This window comes from Niallia sp. FSL R7-0648 (genome assembly GCF_038007005.1).
Taxonomy (GTDB): Bacteria; Bacillota; Bacilli; order Bacillales; family Cytobacillaceae; genus Niallia; species Niallia circulans.
This window is the reverse complement of the sequence record NZ_JBBOWE010000001.1, coordinates 2,972,658-2,990,560: the sequence shown is the minus strand read 5'-3', so window position 1 is coordinate 2,990,560 and position 17,903 is coordinate 2,972,658. Positions and strand designations below refer to the sequence as shown.

18 protein-coding genes and 1 riboswitch are annotated in these 17,903 nt (G+C 34.0%); of the genes, 12 read left to right on the top strand and 6 right to left on the bottom strand.

The window, feature by feature from the left end; genetic code table 11:
• Window positions 1-13: 13 nt before the first annotated feature.
• The 4 genes from NSQ89_RS14780 (at window position 14) to NSQ89_RS14765 (ending at window position 5,135) form a co-directional block, all read left to right on the top strand.
• On the top strand, window positions 14-973 hold the full coding sequence (locus NSQ89_RS14780) for an electron transfer flavoprotein subunit alpha/FixB family protein (protein WP_047941924.1): 960 nt from the start codon (window positions 14-16) through the stop codon (window positions 971-973).
• A 131-nt stretch (window positions 974-1,104) separates the two neighbouring features.
• Entirely contained in the window at window positions 1,105-1,419 is a 315-nt protein-coding gene (gene trxA / locus NSQ89_RS14775) for a thioredoxin (RefSeq protein WP_047941926.1), read from the top strand.
• 301 nt (window positions 1,420-1,720) lie between these two features.
• On the top strand, window positions 1,721-3,493 hold the full coding sequence (uvrC, locus tag NSQ89_RS14770; protein ID WP_047941927.1) for an excinuclease ABC subunit UvrC: 1,773 nt from the start codon (window positions 1,721-1,723) through the stop codon (window positions 3,491-3,493).
• 60 nt (window positions 3,494-3,553) lie between these two features.
• Window positions 3,554-3,736: riboswitch (Lysine riboswitch) on the top strand.
• 169 nt (window positions 3,737-3,905) lie between these two features.
• Entirely contained in the window at window positions 3,906-5,135 is a 1,230-nt protein-coding gene (locus tag NSQ89_RS14765) for an aspartate kinase (RefSeq protein ID WP_047941928.1), read from the top strand.
• A 76-nt stretch (window positions 5,136-5,211) separates the two neighbouring features.
• Here the strand turns inward: NSQ89_RS14765 and NSQ89_RS14760 are convergent, their stop codons facing one another.
• Window positions 5,212-5,673 carry a YslB family protein gene (locus NSQ89_RS14760; protein ID WP_047941929.1) on the bottom strand — a complete coding sequence of 154 codons (462 nt, stop codon included), beginning with the start codon at window positions 5,671-5,673 and terminating at the stop codon, window positions 5,212-5,214.
• A 588-nt stretch (window positions 5,674-6,261) separates the two neighbouring features.
• Here NSQ89_RS14760 and NSQ89_RS14755 point away from each other — a divergent pair.
• From NSQ89_RS14755 to sdhB, 3 genes are read left to right on the top strand one after another with little or no spacing between them, the layout of a single operon-like run.
• On the top strand, window positions 6,262-6,870 hold the full coding sequence (locus NSQ89_RS14755; protein ID WP_047941930.1) for a succinate dehydrogenase cytochrome b558 subunit: 609 nt from the start codon (window positions 6,262-6,264) through the stop codon (window positions 6,868-6,870).
• A gap of 47 nt (window positions 6,871-6,917) precedes the next feature.
• Window positions 6,918-8,681: a succinate dehydrogenase flavoprotein subunit gene (sdhA, locus tag NSQ89_RS14750; protein ID WP_047941932.1), complete on the top strand. Its 1,764-nt coding sequence runs from the start codon at window positions 6,918-6,920 to the stop codon at window positions 8,679-8,681.
• Between the two features lies 1 nt (window position 8,682).
• Window positions 8,683-9,441 (top strand): succinate dehydrogenase iron-sulfur subunit, encoded by a 759-nt coding sequence (gene sdhB / locus NSQ89_RS14745; RefSeq protein WP_047941933.1) that lies wholly within the window; start codon window positions 8,683-8,685, stop codon window positions 9,439-9,441.
• A gap of 35 nt (window positions 9,442-9,476) precedes the next feature.
• Here the strand turns inward: sdhB and NSQ89_RS14740 are convergent, their stop codons facing one another.
• On the bottom strand, window positions 9,477-10,625 hold the full coding sequence (locus tag NSQ89_RS14740; RefSeq protein ID WP_047943545.1) for a hypothetical protein: 1,149 nt from the start codon (window positions 10,623-10,625) through the stop codon (window positions 9,477-9,479).
• A 345-nt stretch (window positions 10,626-10,970) separates the two neighbouring features.
• Here NSQ89_RS14740 and NSQ89_RS14735 point away from each other — a divergent pair, with 345 nt between their 5' ends.
• Complete coding sequence (locus NSQ89_RS14735) at window positions 10,971-11,126, top strand: helix-turn-helix domain-containing protein (RefSeq protein WP_341132845.1); 156 nt, start codon at window positions 10,971-10,973, stop codon at window positions 11,124-11,126.
• Window positions 11,127-11,220: 94 nt separating this feature from the next.
• Complete coding sequence (locus NSQ89_RS14730) at window positions 11,221-12,807, top strand: retron Eco8 family effector endonuclease (RefSeq protein WP_341132844.1); 1,587 nt, start codon at window positions 11,221-11,223, stop codon at window positions 12,805-12,807.
• Between the two features lie 229 nt (window positions 12,808-13,036).
• On the opposite strand, the gene NSQ89_RS14725 is transcribed toward NSQ89_RS14730, so the two are convergent.
• A protein-coding gene (locus NSQ89_RS14725) for an IS3 family transposase (protein WP_341132843.1) occupies window positions 13,037-14,150 on the bottom strand; the annotation gives its coding sequence in 2 pieces (ribosomal slippage) (window positions 13,037-13,883 and window positions 13,882-14,150; 1,116 coding nt in all).
• A 175-nt stretch (window positions 14,151-14,325) separates the two neighbouring features.
• Here NSQ89_RS14725 and NSQ89_RS14720 point away from each other — a divergent pair.
• Both NSQ89_RS14720 and NSQ89_RS14715 read left to right on the top strand, forming a co-directional pair.
• Entirely contained in the window at window positions 14,326-14,670 is a 345-nt protein-coding gene (locus NSQ89_RS14720; RefSeq protein WP_341132842.1) for a hypothetical protein, read from the top strand.
• A gap of 165 nt (window positions 14,671-14,835) precedes the next feature.
• The gene (locus tag NSQ89_RS14715) at window positions 14,836-15,876 is read left to right on the top strand and encodes a reverse transcriptase family protein (protein ID WP_341132841.1); all 1,041 of its coding nucleotides are present in this window, start codon (window positions 14,836-14,838) and stop codon (window positions 15,874-15,876) included.
• A 7-nt stretch (window positions 15,877-15,883) separates the two neighbouring features.
• Here NSQ89_RS14715 and NSQ89_RS14710 read toward each other — a convergent pair whose 3' ends face one another.
• The 3 genes from NSQ89_RS14710 to NSQ89_RS14700 form a co-directional block, all read right to left on the bottom strand.
• On the bottom strand, window positions 15,884-16,321 hold the full coding sequence (locus tag NSQ89_RS14710; protein ID WP_341132840.1) for an ImmA/IrrE family metallo-endopeptidase: 438 nt from the start codon (window positions 16,319-16,321) through the stop codon (window positions 15,884-15,886).
• 142 nt (window positions 16,322-16,463) lie between these two features.
• Window positions 16,464-17,177 (bottom strand): restriction endonuclease, encoded by a 714-nt coding sequence (locus NSQ89_RS14705; protein ID WP_341132839.1) that lies wholly within the window; start codon window positions 17,175-17,177, stop codon window positions 16,464-16,466.
• Window positions 17,178-17,181: 4 nt separating this feature from the next.
• Complete coding sequence (locus NSQ89_RS14700) at window positions 17,182-17,517, bottom strand: helix-turn-helix domain-containing protein (RefSeq protein ID WP_341132838.1); 336 nt, start codon at window positions 17,515-17,517, stop codon at window positions 17,182-17,184.
• A 171-nt stretch (window positions 17,518-17,688) separates the two neighbouring features.
• On the opposite strand from NSQ89_RS14700, the gene NSQ89_RS14695 reads away from it, so the two are divergent.
• Complete coding sequence (locus NSQ89_RS14695; RefSeq protein ID WP_341132837.1) at window positions 17,689-17,871, top strand: helix-turn-helix transcriptional regulator; 183 nt, start codon at window positions 17,689-17,691, stop codon at window positions 17,869-17,871.
• Window positions 17,872-17,903 lie beyond the last annotated feature (32 nt).

Below are 17,903 nucleotides of genomic sequence, written 5' to 3'. Positions count from 1 at the left end.
TGGAGGAGTTAATATGAAGGGAAAAATCGTTGTGGTGGGAGAACATCAAGAAGGAAAAATTGCCTCCATTACCCTTGAGTGTATTTCAGCAGCAAAGGAATTAAAAACGGAGGCAGAAACAATTCTCTTGCTAATGGGAGAGGATATGAGAACGAACGCATCTGAATGGAATGAAACGGATGTCGATCAAATCATTATCGTGGAACACCCTTTGTTAGCTAGATTTTCGAATGAATCATATATAAAAGCCCTCTTATCTGTTTGGGAACAACTTGAACCCTCTATTCTTTTATGTGGACACAATGATATCGGCAGATCCATCTTCCCGTATTTAAGTGAGAAATGGAATCTACCCTTACTTTCAAATATAGAGAGTTTTGTCCTTCATGATAACAAACTGTCTATAACTCGGTCTGCTTATTCTGGTAAATTAACGGAACGAACAGAAGTGGAAGGTTCTTCTTTTCTTATAACAATAAAGCCTAAAAAATGGAAGCCTCTCCCAAAGAAGGAGAAAACAAAACCAGCTGTCCATTCTTTGAAAGTAAATATCGATAAGCCAGTAGCTACTTTAATTGGACTCGAACAAAAAAGAGAAAAGGCAGCTGGCTTAGTGGATGCAAAAATTATCGTGGGCGCTGGAAGAGGTATTCAAAATGAAGAGGGATTTGCACTAGTGAAGAAATTAGCTGACACTCTTGGAGGAACAGTCGGTGTTTCCAGAGGTGCAGTAGAATTAGGAGTATGTGATGCTTCCATTCAGCTTGGACAGACAGGAAAAACCGTGGCTCCAGATATATACATCGCCTGCGGAATTTCAGGGGCTATTCAACATCTTGTTGGCGTTACGTCTGCCAAAACCATTATTGCTATTAATAAAGATCCAAATGCTCCAATTTTTGAAGTAGCTGATTATGGGATTGTGGGAGATATTTTTGAAATAATACCTTCTTTATTAAAAGAATGGGAATGATCTAATTATAGGTGAATGTATTAGCTGATAGTAGGGGAAAATGATATTTGAAACATATTATTAGTATCATCAAAGAAACCATGGTATACTTTCGATATTGTTAGTTTATCAAATAAGGAGGCAAATTATAAATGGCCATTACACATGCAACAGATCAAACATTCCAAGAAGAAACAGGTTCAGGTGTAGTATTAGTAGATTTCTGGGCACCATGGTGCGGACCTTGTAAAATGATCGCTCCAGTTCTTGAAGAACTTGACGGCGAAATGGGAGATAGCGTAAAAATCGTTAAAGTAGATGTAGACGAAAACCAAGGATCAGCATCTAAATTTGGCGTAATGAGCATCCCAACTTTACTTGTTCTTAAAGACGGTGAAGTAGTAGATAAAGTAGTTGGATTCCAACCAAAAGAAGCTCTTTCTGAACTATTAGCTAAACATGTTTAATGAACTCTTTCTTTTTTTGAAAGAGAAAGACCTGTAGACACTCCTAGTGTCTGCAGGTTTTTTGATGGAGAAAATAAACTTGTGGTATAAAAGTGAAGCATAAGAATAATCCGATAAAAGCAGATCAAGTTATCAACATTACATCGCAATAAAATCCTAATTCTTCATGTAAGCATAAACCGTTTTCCCTAAAATATTCCCATTCCATACTTTTTCCTTGATGAATCGATGAAATTCTCTATAATTAGAGAAGATAGTATATATGTTCGTTTATAAGGTTTGTGAGCTGGGAGGGAAAATTGTGAACGACATCATTAAAAATAAATTAATGATCTTACCTGATCAGCCTGGATGTTATTTGATGAAGGACCGACAAGGTACCATTATTTATGTAGGAAAAGCAAAGGTATTAAAAAATCGAGTTCGCTCCTACTTTACAGGCTCTCATGATGGTAAGACATTAAGACTAGTCAATGAAATTGAAGATTTTGAATACATCATAACCTCTTCCAATATTGAAGCATTAATATTAGAAATAAATTTAATTAAGAAGCATGATCCAAAATATAATATTATGCTGAAGGATGATAAAAGCTATCCATTTATTAAATTGACGGCTGAAAGGCATCCAAGGCTGATTACAACTCGAAATGTAAAGAAAGATAAGGGCAAGTACTTTGGCCCATATCCAAACGTCCAAGCAGCAAATGAAACGAAAAAACTTCTTGATCGTATTTACCCTTTACGTAAGTGCAATGTGCTGCCAGATAGAGTTTGTTTATATTATCATTTAGGACAATGTTTAGCTCCTTGTGTAAATGAGGTTACCGAACAAGAATACAAGAAGATGACTGATGATATCACCAAGTTCTTAAATGGTGGATATAAAGATATTAAAAAAGAACTATCTGAAAAAATGATGGCAGCATCAGAAGAATTAGACTTTGAGCGCGCCAAGGAATACCGCGACCAAATCGCTCATATCGAGGCAACGATGGAAAAGCAAAAAATGATGATGACGGATTTAATAGACAGAGATATTTTTGGCTATTCCTATGATAAAGGCTGGATGTGTGTTCAAGTATTTTTTGTTCGTCAAGGAAAGTTAATTGAACGCGATGTAAGTACGTTTCCAATTTATCAAGAGCCTGAAGAGGAAATGCTAACATATCTAGGTCAGTTTTATGAGAAAGCAAATCATTTTAAACCAAAGGAAATTTATCTTCCAGACGAGATCCAAGGAGATATTGTCGAAGAATTATTAAATGTAAAAGTGATAAAGCCACAGAGAGGGCAAAAAAAGGAACTTGTATTATTAGCTAATAAAAATGCGAAGAATGCTTTAACAGAGAAGTTTGCATTAATCGAACGTGATGAGGAGCGTACGATAAAAGCAGTGGAAAACCTAGGCAGACAAATGGGGATTTACACACCTCTGCGGATTGAAGCATTTGATAACAGTAATATTCAAGGGACGAATCCGGTTTCAGCGATGATTGTCTTTATCGATGGAAAACCAGCGAAACGAGAATACCGCAAGTATAAAATCAAATCGGTAAAAGGACCAGATGATTATGAATCCATGCGGGAAGTAGTTCGAAGAAGATATCAGCGCGTTTTAAAAGAAGGGCTGCCACTTCCAGATTTACTATTAATTGATGGTGGAAAAGGGCATCTTGAAGCAGTTAGAGAAGTTCTACTCGATGAATTAAGCTTAGATATTCCAGTTGCTGGCTTAGTAAAGGATGATAAGCACCGCACTTCTCAACTACTATTCGGAAATCCATTGGAGATTATCCCGCTTGAGCGAAATAGTCAGGAATTCTATTTATTACAAAGAATCCAAGACGAAGTTCACCGCTTTGCAATTACGTTTCATCGTCAATTAAGAGGGAAGAATGCTTTTCAGTCTTTATTGGATGACATTCCTGGAATTGGAGAAAAGCGCAGAAAATTACTTTTAAAAACCTTTGGATCTGTGAAGAAAATGAAAGAAGCTACGATCGAAGAATTTGTGGAAGCAGGTATTCCCGCAAATGTGGCTGAACAATTACTTGCTAAATTAAAGGAATAAAAAATTTATTTGTCGGAATGAATCCACTGTGCTATAATGATGGCAACTTATAACTTAATAAGTGAAGGTAGAGGTGCGAACTTCAAGAGTAATAATTCGGAGAAGAATGAGCTTCAGGGAAGAATTATGAAAGGGATAGATCGCCGAAGTAAGGAAAGTTCTCATGACTTTCTTTGCTGGTTTTGCATTGAATAAATGTAAGACTGTCAAAACAAGGAACTGTTTTGGAGAGCTATCTCACTGTTTGTGCATAAATATATTATATTCAACTGCACGGCAATGAGATATTCTCATTGCTTTTTTTATTTGTCTTTTATTCATTAAGATAGCCAAAGAGAAATAAAAAGTACATAAAGAAAAGTAATGAGAAATAAAAAGAAACCTCTAAGATTACAAGAAGGTAGGGAATGAAGTGGGATTAGTTGTACAAAAGTTTGGTGGTACTTCCGTAGGCAGTGCAGAAAGAATTCTTCATGTAGCAGAAAGAGTAATCGAAGAAAGAAATCGTGGCAATGATGTAGTCGTCGTCGTATCCGCTATGGGGAAAACAACCGATTCGCTTGTAACGCTTGCAAGTGAAATAAATCCAAAGCCATCTAAAAGAGAAATGGATGTCTTACTATCCACAGGAGAGCAAATTACCATCAGCTTACTATCTATGGCTTTACAGGCAAAAGGAGTAGACGCCATTTCCTATACTGGCTGGCAAGCAGGAATAGAAACAGAGGATGTTCATGGGAATGCGCGAATAGTAAAGATACAAACAGAAAAAGTACAAGAACAGCTACAACAAGGAAAAGTAGTAGTAGTTGCTGGATTTCAGGGAGTGACTGACACAGGAGATATAACAACACTTGGACGTGGTGGATCTGATACAACGGCGGTTGCGATTGCAGCAGCTTTAAAAGCAGATAAATGTGATATTTACACAGATGTAACAGGCGTTTTTACAACCGACCCTCGTTTTGTGAAAAGTGCACGAAAACTATTAGCGATTTCTTATGATGAAATGTTGGAATTAGCTAATTTAGGGGCAGGAGTCCTACATCCAAGAGCAGTAGAATATGCAAAAAACTATCAAGTACCATTAGTGGTTCGCTCAAGTATGGAACAAGAAGAAGGAACAATCATCGAGGAGGAAGTTTCCATGGAACAAAATTTAGTTGTACGCGGAGTGGCATTTGAGGACAATATTACGAGTGTGACGGTATTTGGCTTAAGAAATCCCTTAACAAGTCTCTCTACTATTTTCACCACCCTTGCGTCCCATCATATAAATGTCGATATTATTATTCAAAGCTTAACAAATGACCAGCTGACAAACTTATCTTTTTCGATAAAAGATAGTGACTTAGAAGAAACATTGAATGTGCTAGAAGAAAATAAAGCGGAATTAGGATACGATAAAGTAACTTCTGAACAAGGATTGGCAAAAGTATCGATAGTCGGTTCTGGAATGATTTCAAATCCTGGTGTTGCAGCAGATATGTTTAAAGTATTATCACAAGAAAAAATTATTATTAAAATGGTAAGCACATCCGAAATTAAAGTATCAACAGTAATTGAGAAAGAGAAGATGGTGAAAGCTGTAGAAATTCTTCACGATGCATTTGAATTAAGCAAATTGCCTGTGCATGTATAAGAAATGATTAGTAGAAGCAAAAAAGACTCCAAAGGAAGGAAGACTATTAAAATTCTTCTCTCCTTTAGAGTTCTTTTTACTCTTCTATAGGATCTTTACTATCCCAGCGAACCGTTATGGTTACTTTTTTTTCTTTTCTTTTTGGATCTTCAAAGGCTTCAGCAATAACCTTTTTTGTCTGTTCATATTGTTGAGCTAAATAACCTGCTTCTAATTGAAATGTGCATTTCCCTTTTTCCTTTAATCTTTTTTCAATCAGCTCGCTGGATAATTGATAGATAATTTCGTTTTTTGTTTGCTTAACTACTTCTAAATTTCCCCATCCGACTTTTTGAAAAAAAGCGTACGCTTCTTCTACAGCATTTAAAGGAAATAATCGGGCAATACGTTTACCGGCCCAATATAACAGATCAGGCGTATCCCGGCCTAATAATTCGGGGATAAGTATCTCTCGAATTAATTCATATCCATATGCGGGAACAGTAAGGGGATCTGACTCCACCTGTGTTTTTTCTTCTAAGGATGTTAAATCACTCAATATGCTCTCCTCTTTCTATGATTCTATTATATTTACATAATTACAAGATAGTCTCTTCATAAAAGTAATCATTTTGGCATTTGCAATATTTCCATACATTGGTTATGCCAAAAGTACGGAATCCAAATAAAATAGAATAAAATATATTGTCTAAATAGTATACTGTAAAAACGGAAAAAAATCATAAGAAAAGGGAACGATTTTTGAATTAGGGTGACTAAAAAACGGGAAAAATCTATTTGAAAATAAGCGATTTTTTTAAATTATGTTTTAAAATATCTTTTCCTTTTAAAGGAAAAAGTTTTGCTTTCATAACGATAAAATCAATATTTGTTCATGTCCTTTGCATTGATTCTATTATTTGATTTGTATGTTAAATTTATGCGAAGAAGAGAAAAGAGGAAATTTTTCCTTTTTTTGGACATATAGATAGAAAAAAAGCGAAAGAAAATTTATTTAATGTATCCGTTTTCTTGACCGCATTTTTTTTTAAGAGTACAATTAAATTGTCACTAAATTGTAAGAATTTTTGGTTATGTTATCGCTTTATGGGCAATGGGAGTATGTCATCAATTAGGGGGGAATTTTATGGCAGCAAATCGAGAGTTTTTATTCAGAAGGCTTCACTCGTTATTAGGAGTGATCCCAGTAGGTGTATTTTTAATCCAACATTTAGTTGTCAATCACTTTGCAACTAGAGGTCCAGAAGCTTTTAACAAGGCAGCTGGCTTTATGGAGCATTTACCTTTTCGGTATTTTCTTGAAATTTTTGTAATATTTTTACCGATTTTGTATCATGCAATTTATGGAATTTATATTGCGTTTACAGCCAAAAATAATACAAAAAATTATAGTTTCTTTCGAAATTGGATGTTCTATATCCAAAGAGTGACAGGGATCATTACGTTAATTTTTATCGTTTGGCATGTTTGGGAAACAAGAGTAGCAGCTCAATTAGGCCAAGAAGTAAATTATGACATGATGAGTGAAAATTTAGCAAATCCTTGGATGCTTGCATTTTATTTAGTGGGTGTAATCTCCACGATCTTCCACTTCTCAAATGGTTTATGGTCATTCTGTGTAAGCTGGGGAATTACTGTTTCGCCAAAGTCTCAACGAATTAATACATATGTAACGCTAGGAATATTTGTTGCATTATCAATTGTAGGTGTACGAGCAATCTTCGCGTTTGTTTAATAAATACTAGATTAGTAGAGCAATAGATGAAGGAGTGAACGTTTGTTATGAAGAAAGGGAAAGTGATCATCGTTGGCGGTGGTTTAGCAGGATTAATGGCAGCAATCAAAGTAGCAGAGACAGGGACTCCTTTAGAATTATTTTCCCTTGTGCCTGTAAAAAGATCACATTCTGTTTGTGCTCAAGGCGGGATCAATGGAGCGGTGAATACAAAGGGAGAAGGAGATTCTCCATGGGAGCATTTTGATGATACGGTTTATGGCGGTGACTTCTTAGCAAACCAGCCACCGGTTAAAGCAATGGCGGAGGCAGCCCCGGGCATTATCCACTTGATGGACCGAATGGGAGTTATGTTTAATCGTACACCGGAAGGATTACTGGACTTCCGCCGTTTTGGAGGAACACAGTATCACAGAACCGCTTTTGCAGGTGCAACTACAGGACAACAGCTTCTATACGCATTGGATGAGCAAGTAAGAAGATACGAAGTCGACGGGCTTGTCGTGAAATATGAAGGCTGGGAGTTCCTTGGAATTATCACAGATGATGAAGGGGTATGCAGAGGAATTAAGGCACAGGATTTAAAAACAATGGAGATTAAGTCCTTCCCTGCAGACGCTGTTATTATGGCAACTGGCGGCCCTGGAATTATCTTTGGGAAATCCACAAATTCCATTATAAATACTGGTTCAGCAGCATCTGTTGTTTATCAGCAAGGAGCTTATTATGCAAATGGTGAATTTATTCAAATCCATCCAACTGCAATACCTGGTGATGATAAATTACGTTTAATGAGTGAATCAGCTCGTGGAGAAGGCGGTCGTATCTGGACGTATAAAGATGGAAAGCCATGGTATTTCTTAGAAGAAAAGTACCCAGCTTATGGAAACCTTGTACCAAGGGATATTGCCACACGCGAGATTTTCCATGTATGTGTCGATCAAAAGCTCGGCATCAATGGAGAAAACATGGTGTATTTAGATTTATCCCATAAAAATCCAAAAGAGCTTGATATTAAACTGGGCGGCATTATCGAGATTTACGAAAAATTCACTGGTGAAGATCCTCGTAAACTTCCGATGAAAATTTTCCCTGCTGTTCATTACTCCATGGGTGGATTGTGGGTAGATTACGATCAAATGACAAATATTCCAGGCTTATTTGCTGCTGGTGAATGTGATTATTCACAGCATGGAGCAAACCGCTTAGGTGCCAATAGCTTGCTTTCAGCAATTTATGGCGGCATGGTAGTTGGTCCGAATGCGGTTAAATATATAAGCGGATTAAGCAAAAGCGCAGAAGATTTATCATCATCCATATATGATTCCGCTATTAAAGCAGAAGAAGCTAAATGGCAGGGTATTTTGAAAATGGATGGAACAGAAAATGCCTATGTGCTTCATAAAGAATTAGGGGAATGGATGACAGATAACGTTACAGTAGTTCGTTACAACGATAAGCTGCTGGCAACAGATGACAAGATTCAAGAGCTGTTAGAGCGTTATAAAAATATTAATATCAATGATACAGCAAAATGGTCTAACCAAGGAGGCGTATTTACGCGTCAATTAGAAAATATGCTTCAGCTAGCACGTGTGATTACCCTCGGTGCATATAACCGAAATGAAAGCCGTGGAGCACATTATAAACCAGAATTTCCAGAAAGAAATGATGAAGATTTCTTAAAAACAACAATGGCTAAATTTGTGGGCGCAAATGAGGCACCAGATTTCCATTACCAAGAAGTAGATACCTCCTTAATTAAACCGAGAAAAAGAGATTATTCAAAGCAAAAAGAGGGAGTGAAATAAAATGGGGGAGCAAAAAACAGTAACATTACAAATTGAAAGACAAGATGACCCTAATTCACCATCTTATGTAGAAGAATTTACTTTGCCTTATCGTCCTAATATGAACATTATTTCTGCATTAATGGAGATTCGCAGAAATCCAGTTACAAGCGACGGAAAAAAAACCTCTCCAGTTGCTTGGGATATGAACTGTTTGGAAGAAGTTTGCGGAGCCTGTTCTATGGTCATCAATGGTAAACCACGCCAATCCTGTACAGCGCTTATTGATCAATTAGAACAGCCGATTCGTCTAGAGCCAATGAGAACATTCCCTGTGGTGCGCGATCTGCAAGTCGATCGAAGCCGCATGTTTGACAGCTTAAAGAAAGTTAAAGCATGGATACCAATTGATGGCACATATGATTTAGGACCTGGACCAAGAATGCCAGAGAAAAAACGCCAGTGGGCATATGAGCTATCGAAATGTATGACATGTGGAGTCTGCTTAGAAGCTTGCCCGAATGTAAATAGTAAATCTAATTTCATTGGACCAGCACCGCTTTCTCAAGTTCGTCTCTTTAATTCACATCCAACAGGAGAGATGAATAAAGAGGAAAGACTGCATGAGATAATGGGAGATGGTGGACTAGCTAACTGCGGTAACTCTCAAAACTGTGTGCAGTCCTGTCCAAAAGGCATTCCACTGACAACGTCGATTGCAGCCTTAAACCGAGAAACAACGTTCCAAGCATTTAAAGAGTTCTTTGGAAGTGATCATTAAACAAAAGACCACCAGTTAAGGTGGTCTTTCTTGTGTTAATATTTTTCCTTAAATTGATGATAAGTGAAAATGAATTCCTCTGCTATTGTTTGTTCCTCGCTAGCTAGTCTACTAACATTTGTCTCTAGATATTCAATGGCATCTTCCAGGGCTTGCAGATTCTCTGTTAAGATACGTTTATCTTCCTCATTTTTTATATCAGCAGTCTTTTGCCCGTAATCATACTGGTATAATGTATCATATACTTCATTATTACTGGCCGCTAAGGCCATTTTTCTTTGCAAGCATGGCAGACAAATTCCGCATGGTACTTTCGCTGATATATACCCATCTCCTCTCATCCGGAGACACTCTGCCGTGTTTTTTATTTGTAGCTTATATTCTTTAGGCATCTCATTGATCACACGATAGAAGGGGCGATGTAAGATAGGCGTTTGGATAGTCAAATCAAGCTCCAAACCGGAATAAAGAGCATTTAATAAATTAAATGTTTTTGGATGAGTAGCTTTAAGCAGTACATTCCCATCGATAGAAATGTCCTTATTAATTTTGCTATTTTGATAGACATATACATTGCCTTTCCCGTTAAAATATGTTTTTGCTGCTGCAATCGATACAAGCAAGCATATGCTTGCGGCTGATCGTTTTCTTCTGACCTTCTTGCAAATCGCCGAACCTAAATGAATGATCTCTCCAGAATCTGAAACATTACTGCGCAAAAAAGCAGCTAGTTTTTCCTGTTTACTCTGTTCATTGTTCATGTTTTTAAGTCGAATGTAGTCTGAGGCGATGGGTAGATCTGGGAATTTATTTTTCGCAACACCCACAAGTGATGCCATATCATCCAAAAACAATGTTACTTCCTGATTATTTGGAAGGAAAAATGATGGAGCCAACAGCGCTGCTTCATTTTGCTGGAAATTCAGATAAACTGGTTCATCCATTATCCAATCTATTAGCTCTTTTAAGACATCGTTATTTTTTTCCCAGAGACTTAAATTAAAAACAGGTACAATTAAGTGATTATTTTTTCGCGCCTTTTTCGTTTGTTGTTCAAAGTAAAATAGACTCCCCATAATCGTTACCATATCAATATATGGAGTACTGTTCTCTTCATAATCAAAATACATATCCTGAAGAATTTTTTTATGTAAATTTGTCAATAATTCAATGTTAAAGTCCATCTATATCACCAAAACTTTCTTTGATAACAGAAATTTACTACGATACCAAGGTTCATTGTTTAAATTATAACACGGTTTTTTAGAAAGTTTGGAAAAAGTGATTATAATTGCACGTACTACATTTTGACTATTTCATCCTGAAAATTCGTGTGTTGAAAGTTCATAAGTACGTAAAATTATAGTCAAATGATGGAAATGGAGTACTAATGATGAAAAACCGAAAAAACCTTTCCTAATTTGCTTAAATCCAGTCACTCCAAGGTGTCATCTTACATAATATATTCAGACTATAACTATACCCATCCCAAAGTTCATAGCTGGCAAAGGCAAGGAGGGTTACACTACTTGAAGGAGAATGAATTTACTCACAAGCCATTATTAACCAAAAGAGAAAGAGAAGTATTTGAGCTGTTAGTCCAAGATAAAACGACTAAGGAAATCGCGAGTGATTTATTCATAAGCGAAAAAACAGTTCGAAATCATATTTCTAATGGAATGTAGTATTATTGCGAGTGTAAAAAATCATTTCTAAAAAGTAAAATCATGGTAACATATAAATATGTTTTAAATAAAATTTAAATATGAGAGGTTAAAAATGCCTATAAGTCGTGTTATATTAAAAAATTGTAAATCTATAAGAAGCTTAGAAATAAATTTTAATCAAATAAACTGTTTGTTGGGAGAAAATGGTACTGGAAAAACTAATGTGCTTAAGGCAATAAAATATTTCAATGATAATTTAACAGGAAAGAATATAGATAGTAGTCTGTATGATAAAGTTAATCCATATATTAATTCTTTTGAAATAACCATTTTTTATGATTTCACAAGATTATTAAAGATAACAGAAATTCACATTGAAAGAAATTCTGAAAACCCTGAATATAAGGTAAATCCAATATTTAAAAAAATAAAGAATTTGCACAAATCATTATCTAATGACAAAAATGAAGTTGAAGTAACTTTAATACAAGATAAGAATGGGATACAGAAATGGAATGTTTCCTATGAAATTAGGAGTTTTATAAAGAGTATTTTTCCAATTTACTTTTCACAAACAAGGCATATAAATTTGATAAATTGGGATGATTTATGGGAAATTATTGGAGAGTTGAGTAAGGTTGGGTTAAGTGAAAGTGCTTCATATAGGACAGTTTTAGAAGAGTGTTTTAAGTCTGCATTTGGAGATAAATACTCTACTATTTTAGGATATATTGAAAATGAAATGCAGAAAAATGATATTGAAGTAAAAAGTTTTAATTCAAATCAAAAATTTGCCGCAATCTACCAATTACAATTAGGTGGAAATAATTTTAAACATAAATTTGAGAACTTAGAGTATTTTTCAGATGGAATAAATTCTTATAATTATTTGATTTTATTAATAAATTTGGTATCCAAAATATCAGATAAAAAGATAAAAGAACCTTTCATAATTATTGACGAGCCTGAAATAGGTCTTCATCCCAAGTATTTAGATAAAATGGTATCAGCATTCTTTAATAAGAGTAAACATATAAATATCTTAATATCTACTCATTCACCAAGAATGATTAAATCATTAATGCAAGATAATAAAATTGTGAACATGTACCATCTTTCAATGAATAAAAATTATACAAAATTAAGTGAAATGAAAGGATTTACTGATGCAAGAGAATCAAAGATAATAACTGAACAAGAGGCAAGCTATTATTTTGCTAAATGTATTGTTTTTGTAGAAGGAATAACTGAAATGGAGCTGTTCAGTAATAATAATCTAGTGAAATTATTTCCTTTTTTAAAAGAGATAGATTTTTTTCCATATGATGGTAATAGTGTTAAATTAAGAACGATTCATCCAAATGAAAAAAATATTAGTATACCATATATCATCTTAATAGATTTTGATAAAATTTTGAGTTATAAAAGAGATTCTAAGGAATTTTCATTAAAAAAAGGTGATAAATTCATGAATCCTTTAAAAGATAATAATGCCTTAAATAAAGAACGTTTTTTTTATGGTAAAAAACGTATAAATACTAATAATGCAAGAAAACGTATAAATGGAATATTATCAAAAAGTAAATTTTATTTCGATGAAGAATGGGGCTACATAAAGGGGACCAGTGAGTATTATTCGTTATTAAAAAGTCTAATTAAAACCTTTAGTTTAAAGTGGACCCCTTCGTCAAGACACTAATTTAATATTTTTAAGGTGGGTCAGAATCCAACTATGGATGTCTGCTTTTAGGAGCGAGAGGTGCTCACTGGGGCTTCAAGGGGATAGGTGCATATTTTTTGCGAGTGATTCATCCTACTTTATTTTTCCTTCATAGGGGAGGTTCTGTCAAGGGCGAGCGTAGCGAGGGCTTTGCCAAACCCTTGACAGGTTCTCCCCTATGAAGGATCCTCCCATAAGGATGAATCACTTATAAGCCATAAATGGAGGCTGGTGTTTTATAGCCTAATGATTGGTGGGGGCGTTCATAGTTATAGAACTGAAGGAAATTACTAATCTCTTTTTTTGCTTCTCTAGGAGTCACGTATTCTTTTAAATAGACTTCTTCATACTTGAGTGTTCGCCATAATCTTTCGGTTATGATATTGTCAAGGGCTCGTCCTTTTCCATCCATACTAATCTTTGTTTCATTCCCTAACACTAGATCGGTATATTTGGGGCTAGTGAAATGGCTGCCTTGGTCACTATTCAGAATCACCGGCTTAGACTGTGAGAAAGCCCGTTTAACAGCTTCTAGCACGAAGTCAATCTCAAGAGTTTGATCCATTTCCCAGCTGACGACATAACGGGAATACCAGTCAATAATTGCCACAAGATACATCCAGTTGCGTTGAAGCTTGATATAGGTGATATCAATTCCCCATACGTGATTGGGATGGGTGATGGTCAGGCCTCTAAGCAAATAGGGATAGATTCGATGTTCAAGATTACGCTTACTAAGGTTAGGACCCGGTGAAATACCGGCAATCCCCATTTCCCTCATGTGGCGTTGAACAGCCTTTCGGTTAATTGTCAATCCAGTGGTATTGAGTACAGCTGTGATACGCCTTGAGCCGTAGAATGGATACTGGGTGTATATCTCGTCAATTCGATGCTTGATGAACACTTCTTCAGGAGAAGGTTCCACCGGCTTATAATAAAGACTTGAACGATTAAGACTCAGCAACTCAGCTTGGGTGGTTATTGGTAATTCCGCATCCTCCCAATCAACCATTTCAATCCTTTCTGCCCTACTCTTTAAGGCCAGATTTTTTTTTAAGCCACGTCAATTGCGTGGTTAGACGGCCGACTTCGGCATATAGATTTTCAATTTGTTGTTCGTAGTCAGCTTTCATTTGATCAGCCTTTTTATTTTCTTTAGCAAATATTTGAGGCATTTGTTCAAGGAAAGCCTTTCGCCATTGACGAATTTGATTTACATGGATCCCATGAGAGGCAGCAATTTCATTCATGGTTTTTTCTTCTTTTAGGACCTCTAGCACGATTTGAGATTTAAACTCTGATGTATATCGTTTTCTTTTCATAAACCTACTTTAACATCTCCTCATTTCGTGTCTAGTTTCATGGGTCCATTATAGTTTAGAGTATAATATATTTCCTGTATCAACAACTATTGAAGGAGCTTTAATAAACCGTTCAAACCACGAAGTAGTATTTGAATGGTTAAAAAGATATAAGAAAAGTAGTACTGATATACAAATGATCGAAGACATTTATAATTTGAAAAATTCATATGCATATAAGACTACTATCTTAAGATTAATCCATGAAGGCAAATATGATAACTTTGCAACAGTAAAAGAATGGATTGGAAATATTGATAACATACAAGATGATTCTGTTAGAGAAATCTACAATAATATAGCCAAAGTGAGAAATAAGAAAACCAGTGGATGGGTAACACATTTTATTAATGATTTCTTTGAGAATAATGATTTTAATAATGATTCGTTGACTTATGAGGATAAAATAGGTATATTTAAAGAGAATTTTCCAGAATTAAATATGATAATTACCTCTATAAGATTAATGTATAATAAATGAGTAGTAATATTGGAGTATAGTTTAACTATGCATCTAATCCCTTGTGAATTAAAACCAAGGGTAACGTGTTACAATTGTAAGTTGTAATTGTTCGCGGCATATGTCCTGCAGGGATCTTTAGTCGCAAAGCGAGGCTTTGAGAATGTACTTATTTGCTTATAGAGGGTGATTATTATATTTATATTTAAGGAAGATTTTTTTTATAATTATATTTTACAAGATACAATTGAAAATATTAAAAACGAACTGGAAAATAAAAATGAGAGTTATTATACTAGAGTTATCCCTAAAAAGGGTACTGATAGAATACTAAATTGTTTAAAAAAAGAAAGTAAATTACATACTTATCAAACTAACCTAAAAGACAGATTCTTAAATAATATTCCTATACCAGATAATGTTTATGGATTTGTAAAAGATCGCTCTTATAAGGAGTATCTAATTCCCCATATTCGCTTGGAAAATGAAGTCAAGTATTATATTAGAATTGATATTAAAAATTTTTTCCCTTCAATTAATAATGAAATAATAGAAGAAGTAATAAAATATTATTTTAAGACTGACGAATTAAAATCAAAGGAAATGATAGATGTATTTCTAAATATAGTTAGTCTTAATAACGCCTTACCACAAGGGGCAGTTACTAGTCCAGTTATTTCAAATATTGTTTTCAGACAAATTGATTTACGTATCCAGAAATACTGTAGAAAAACAAATGTAACCTATACTAGATATGCGGATGATTTATTATTTTCCTCTAATAATAAAAGAATACTCGAGAAATTTTTTATTAATATGATAAGAAAAATTCTTAAATCGAAGGGCTTCAATTTAAATAATTCCAAGCTCATCACTACAACAAATGAAATAGTATTAAATGGTTTTGTTGTAGGAAGTGATATTCGATTATCTAGATCTAAAAAAAGAGATTTAAATACAATATTATATGTTTATAATAATTTAAAGCCTTCATCAGTTAACGAATTATTGAGCTTATTAAATTCTAAAAGATATATTAACAGAAAGTTAAATAAAGAACGAGTATTTTTTTCAAGTAAGTATGCGTTATTGAATTATCTAAGTGGTTCAAGATCTTTTTTAATTGAATGGCAAGCAACAAAAAAGAAAACTGAATTAGATAGTAGTAATATTCAACTATTAAACAGACTAGAGAAATTAATAATTAATATAGACAAATTGAATTAATGATATTTTATTCTTTTCTATTTGAATTTCTTAATATATGGTTTATTCTTTCCAAACAAATATTTTCTGAAACACAAAAGATTTTATTGAGATCTGTAATTAGAGAACCACTTTTCCAATTTATTAGTTTTAGCATATGATATGGAATTGCAGCATACCGAGTAAAGTGTTCTGCATCCCATTCCTGTAAGTCTCTAAAAGCTTTTGGCATATTTTTATACTGATTTCCACAATGTCTTAACAAATGGCAAAGTTCATGGAAGAATACTTCCCTTTGCTCCATGTTGTTAAGACTTTTATTTATATTAATAATCATAAAATTTCCGTTTTGAAAGGAATATGATCGGTTGGTTGAAAATTTTAAATGAATGCGGAAATAATTCGCAATTTTTCTTATATCAATATCTTCTGGTTTATATATATTCATATTCTTATACATCTTCATTACTTTTTCTTCTAAAGGAAAGGGACGATAGATATAGGACAAATGAATCACCTCAAAACCTATTATAGGAACAAATGTTCTATTTTTCAAGATGTTTTTTTATATAAAAAAACACTGTAATTAAACAGTGTTTAAAAAATAATTAAGAAATCTGTCTCGCAGCTTGATCTCTCCAACGTAGTATTTTATTTTCTACCCATTCTTTTTGTCTGCACTGGATATTGAATTTATCTGCTTCCACCAATGCAGCATTAGTATAAGTAGATGTTGTGATAAAATCTGCAAGGATGCATTTATGGTTCTTTTTCGCTGTAGCAAGCTCTCTAATTTCTTTGACGGTTATTTGTTTTCCTTTTTGATAATGTTTAATCTGGATAGCTACATCTGTTTGATGGTGTTTATTATAGATAATTAAGTCAACTCCACCATCTGCACCTTCGGAAGTTTCTCTAGGCTTGTACCCTTTAGCTTTGAAATAGAGGTAGCATAAGCGCTCAAAATCTCTCCATGTCAATTGATCAAAAGGAAGCGTTAATATTTCCTTATCACTATGTAATAAACTGTGTTTATTGTTGTTTTCTGTATAAACAGTCTTCTTAGCAGTATTTACTTGTGTAGATTTCTTAGAAGGACTACTCTTAATAACCTTCTTACTCTTTTTCGATTTTTTCGACGGTAAGATAGTCCATATTAAACAATAAAGAAAAACTTCTGACACTATTACAAAAATTAAAAAGTAGATACTATTTTCTAAAAAAGGAATAATTGCTTTAATCTCATTCATTTTCATGAACAAATAAAAGGCAGAAAACACAGCTATTCCACTAGCAATGGTATGCCTATCTTTATTTTTCATAATTCTATTTATCTTTCCTTTCTTGTTCGGATTTCCACTTCACATAATTAATATGCCTTTTGATATCCTCAATTTCGTCTTCTGTTAATCCTTCCATATCAAAAAAGAAGAGATTTGTTTGATCAGTATGATTTTTTTCAACTTTTTCTTTCCCAGTCAAAAGAAAATCTAAAGAAACATCATAATACTCGGCTAATTTTATTAAAGAGTCATAGTCGGGTTGACGTTTTCCAGATTCATATGCTGTATAAGCTGGTCTTGTTATTCCTAATAGATTTGCAATATCTTCTTGTGTTTTTTTCGCTTCTTTTCTTAATTTTAATAATTGTTCACTAAGCAAGGAAATCACCTCATTATATATATCATTAATTTTACAGTAACTAATTGTTACTAAAAACAAAAGTAACGAAAAGTTACTTTATTTTTTATTTTTGTATTGACTTAGTAACGAAGTGATACTATTATATGAGTATGGAATGTGTCATATCGTTACATTAAAGGAGGATAGTGAATGAGAGAATGGTTAAAGAAAAACCGAGAAAATAATGGATTAACTCAAGAAGATGTTGCTTCAAAAGTAGGAATCCAAAGAGCTTATTACACAATGATTGAAAATGGAAATAGAAATCCAAGTGTTGACGTTGCAAAAAAGATTGCAAATGTAATTGGATTTAAATGGACTCTTTTTTTTTGAATATTAAAGTAACGAAACGTTACTTATTGTTA

Coding starts and splice junctions, on each gene's coding strand:
- NSQ89_RS14780 (WP_047941924.1), top strand. CDS start 14: ATGAAGGGAAAAATCGTTGTGGTGGGAGAACATCAAGAAGGAAAAATT.
- trxA (WP_047941926.1), top strand. CDS start 1,105: ATGGCCATTACACATGCAACAGATCAAACATTCCAAGAAGAAACAGGT.
- NSQ89_RS14755 (WP_047941930.1), top strand. CDS start 6,262: ATGGCAGCAAATCGAGAGTTTTTATTCAGAAGGCTTCACTCGTTATTA.
- sdhA (WP_047941932.1), top strand. CDS start 6,918: ATGAAGAAAGGGAAAGTGATCATCGTTGGCGGTGGTTTAGCAGGATTA.
- sdhB (WP_047941933.1), top strand. CDS start 8,683: ATGGGGGAGCAAAAAACAGTAACATTACAAATTGAAAGACAAGATGAC.
- NSQ89_RS14740 (WP_047943545.1), bottom strand. CDS start 10,625: ATGGACTTTAACATTGAATTATTGACAAATTTACATAAAAAAATTCTT.
- NSQ89_RS14730 (WP_341132844.1), top strand. CDS start 11,221: ATGCCTATAAGTCGTGTTATATTAAAAAATTGTAAATCTATAAGAAGC.
- NSQ89_RS14720 (WP_341132842.1), top strand. CDS start 14,326: ATGATCGAAGACATTTATAATTTGAAAAATTCATATGCATATAAGACT.
- NSQ89_RS14710 (WP_341132840.1), bottom strand. CDS start 16,321: ATGAAGATGTATAAGAATATGAATATATATAAACCAGAAGATATTGAT.
- NSQ89_RS14705 (WP_341132839.1), bottom strand. CDS start 17,177: ATGAAAAATAAAGATAGGCATACCATTGCTAGTGGAATAGCTGTGTTT.
- NSQ89_RS14695 (WP_341132837.1), top strand. CDS start 17,689: ATGAGAGAATGGTTAAAGAAAAACCGAGAAAATAATGGATTAACTCAA.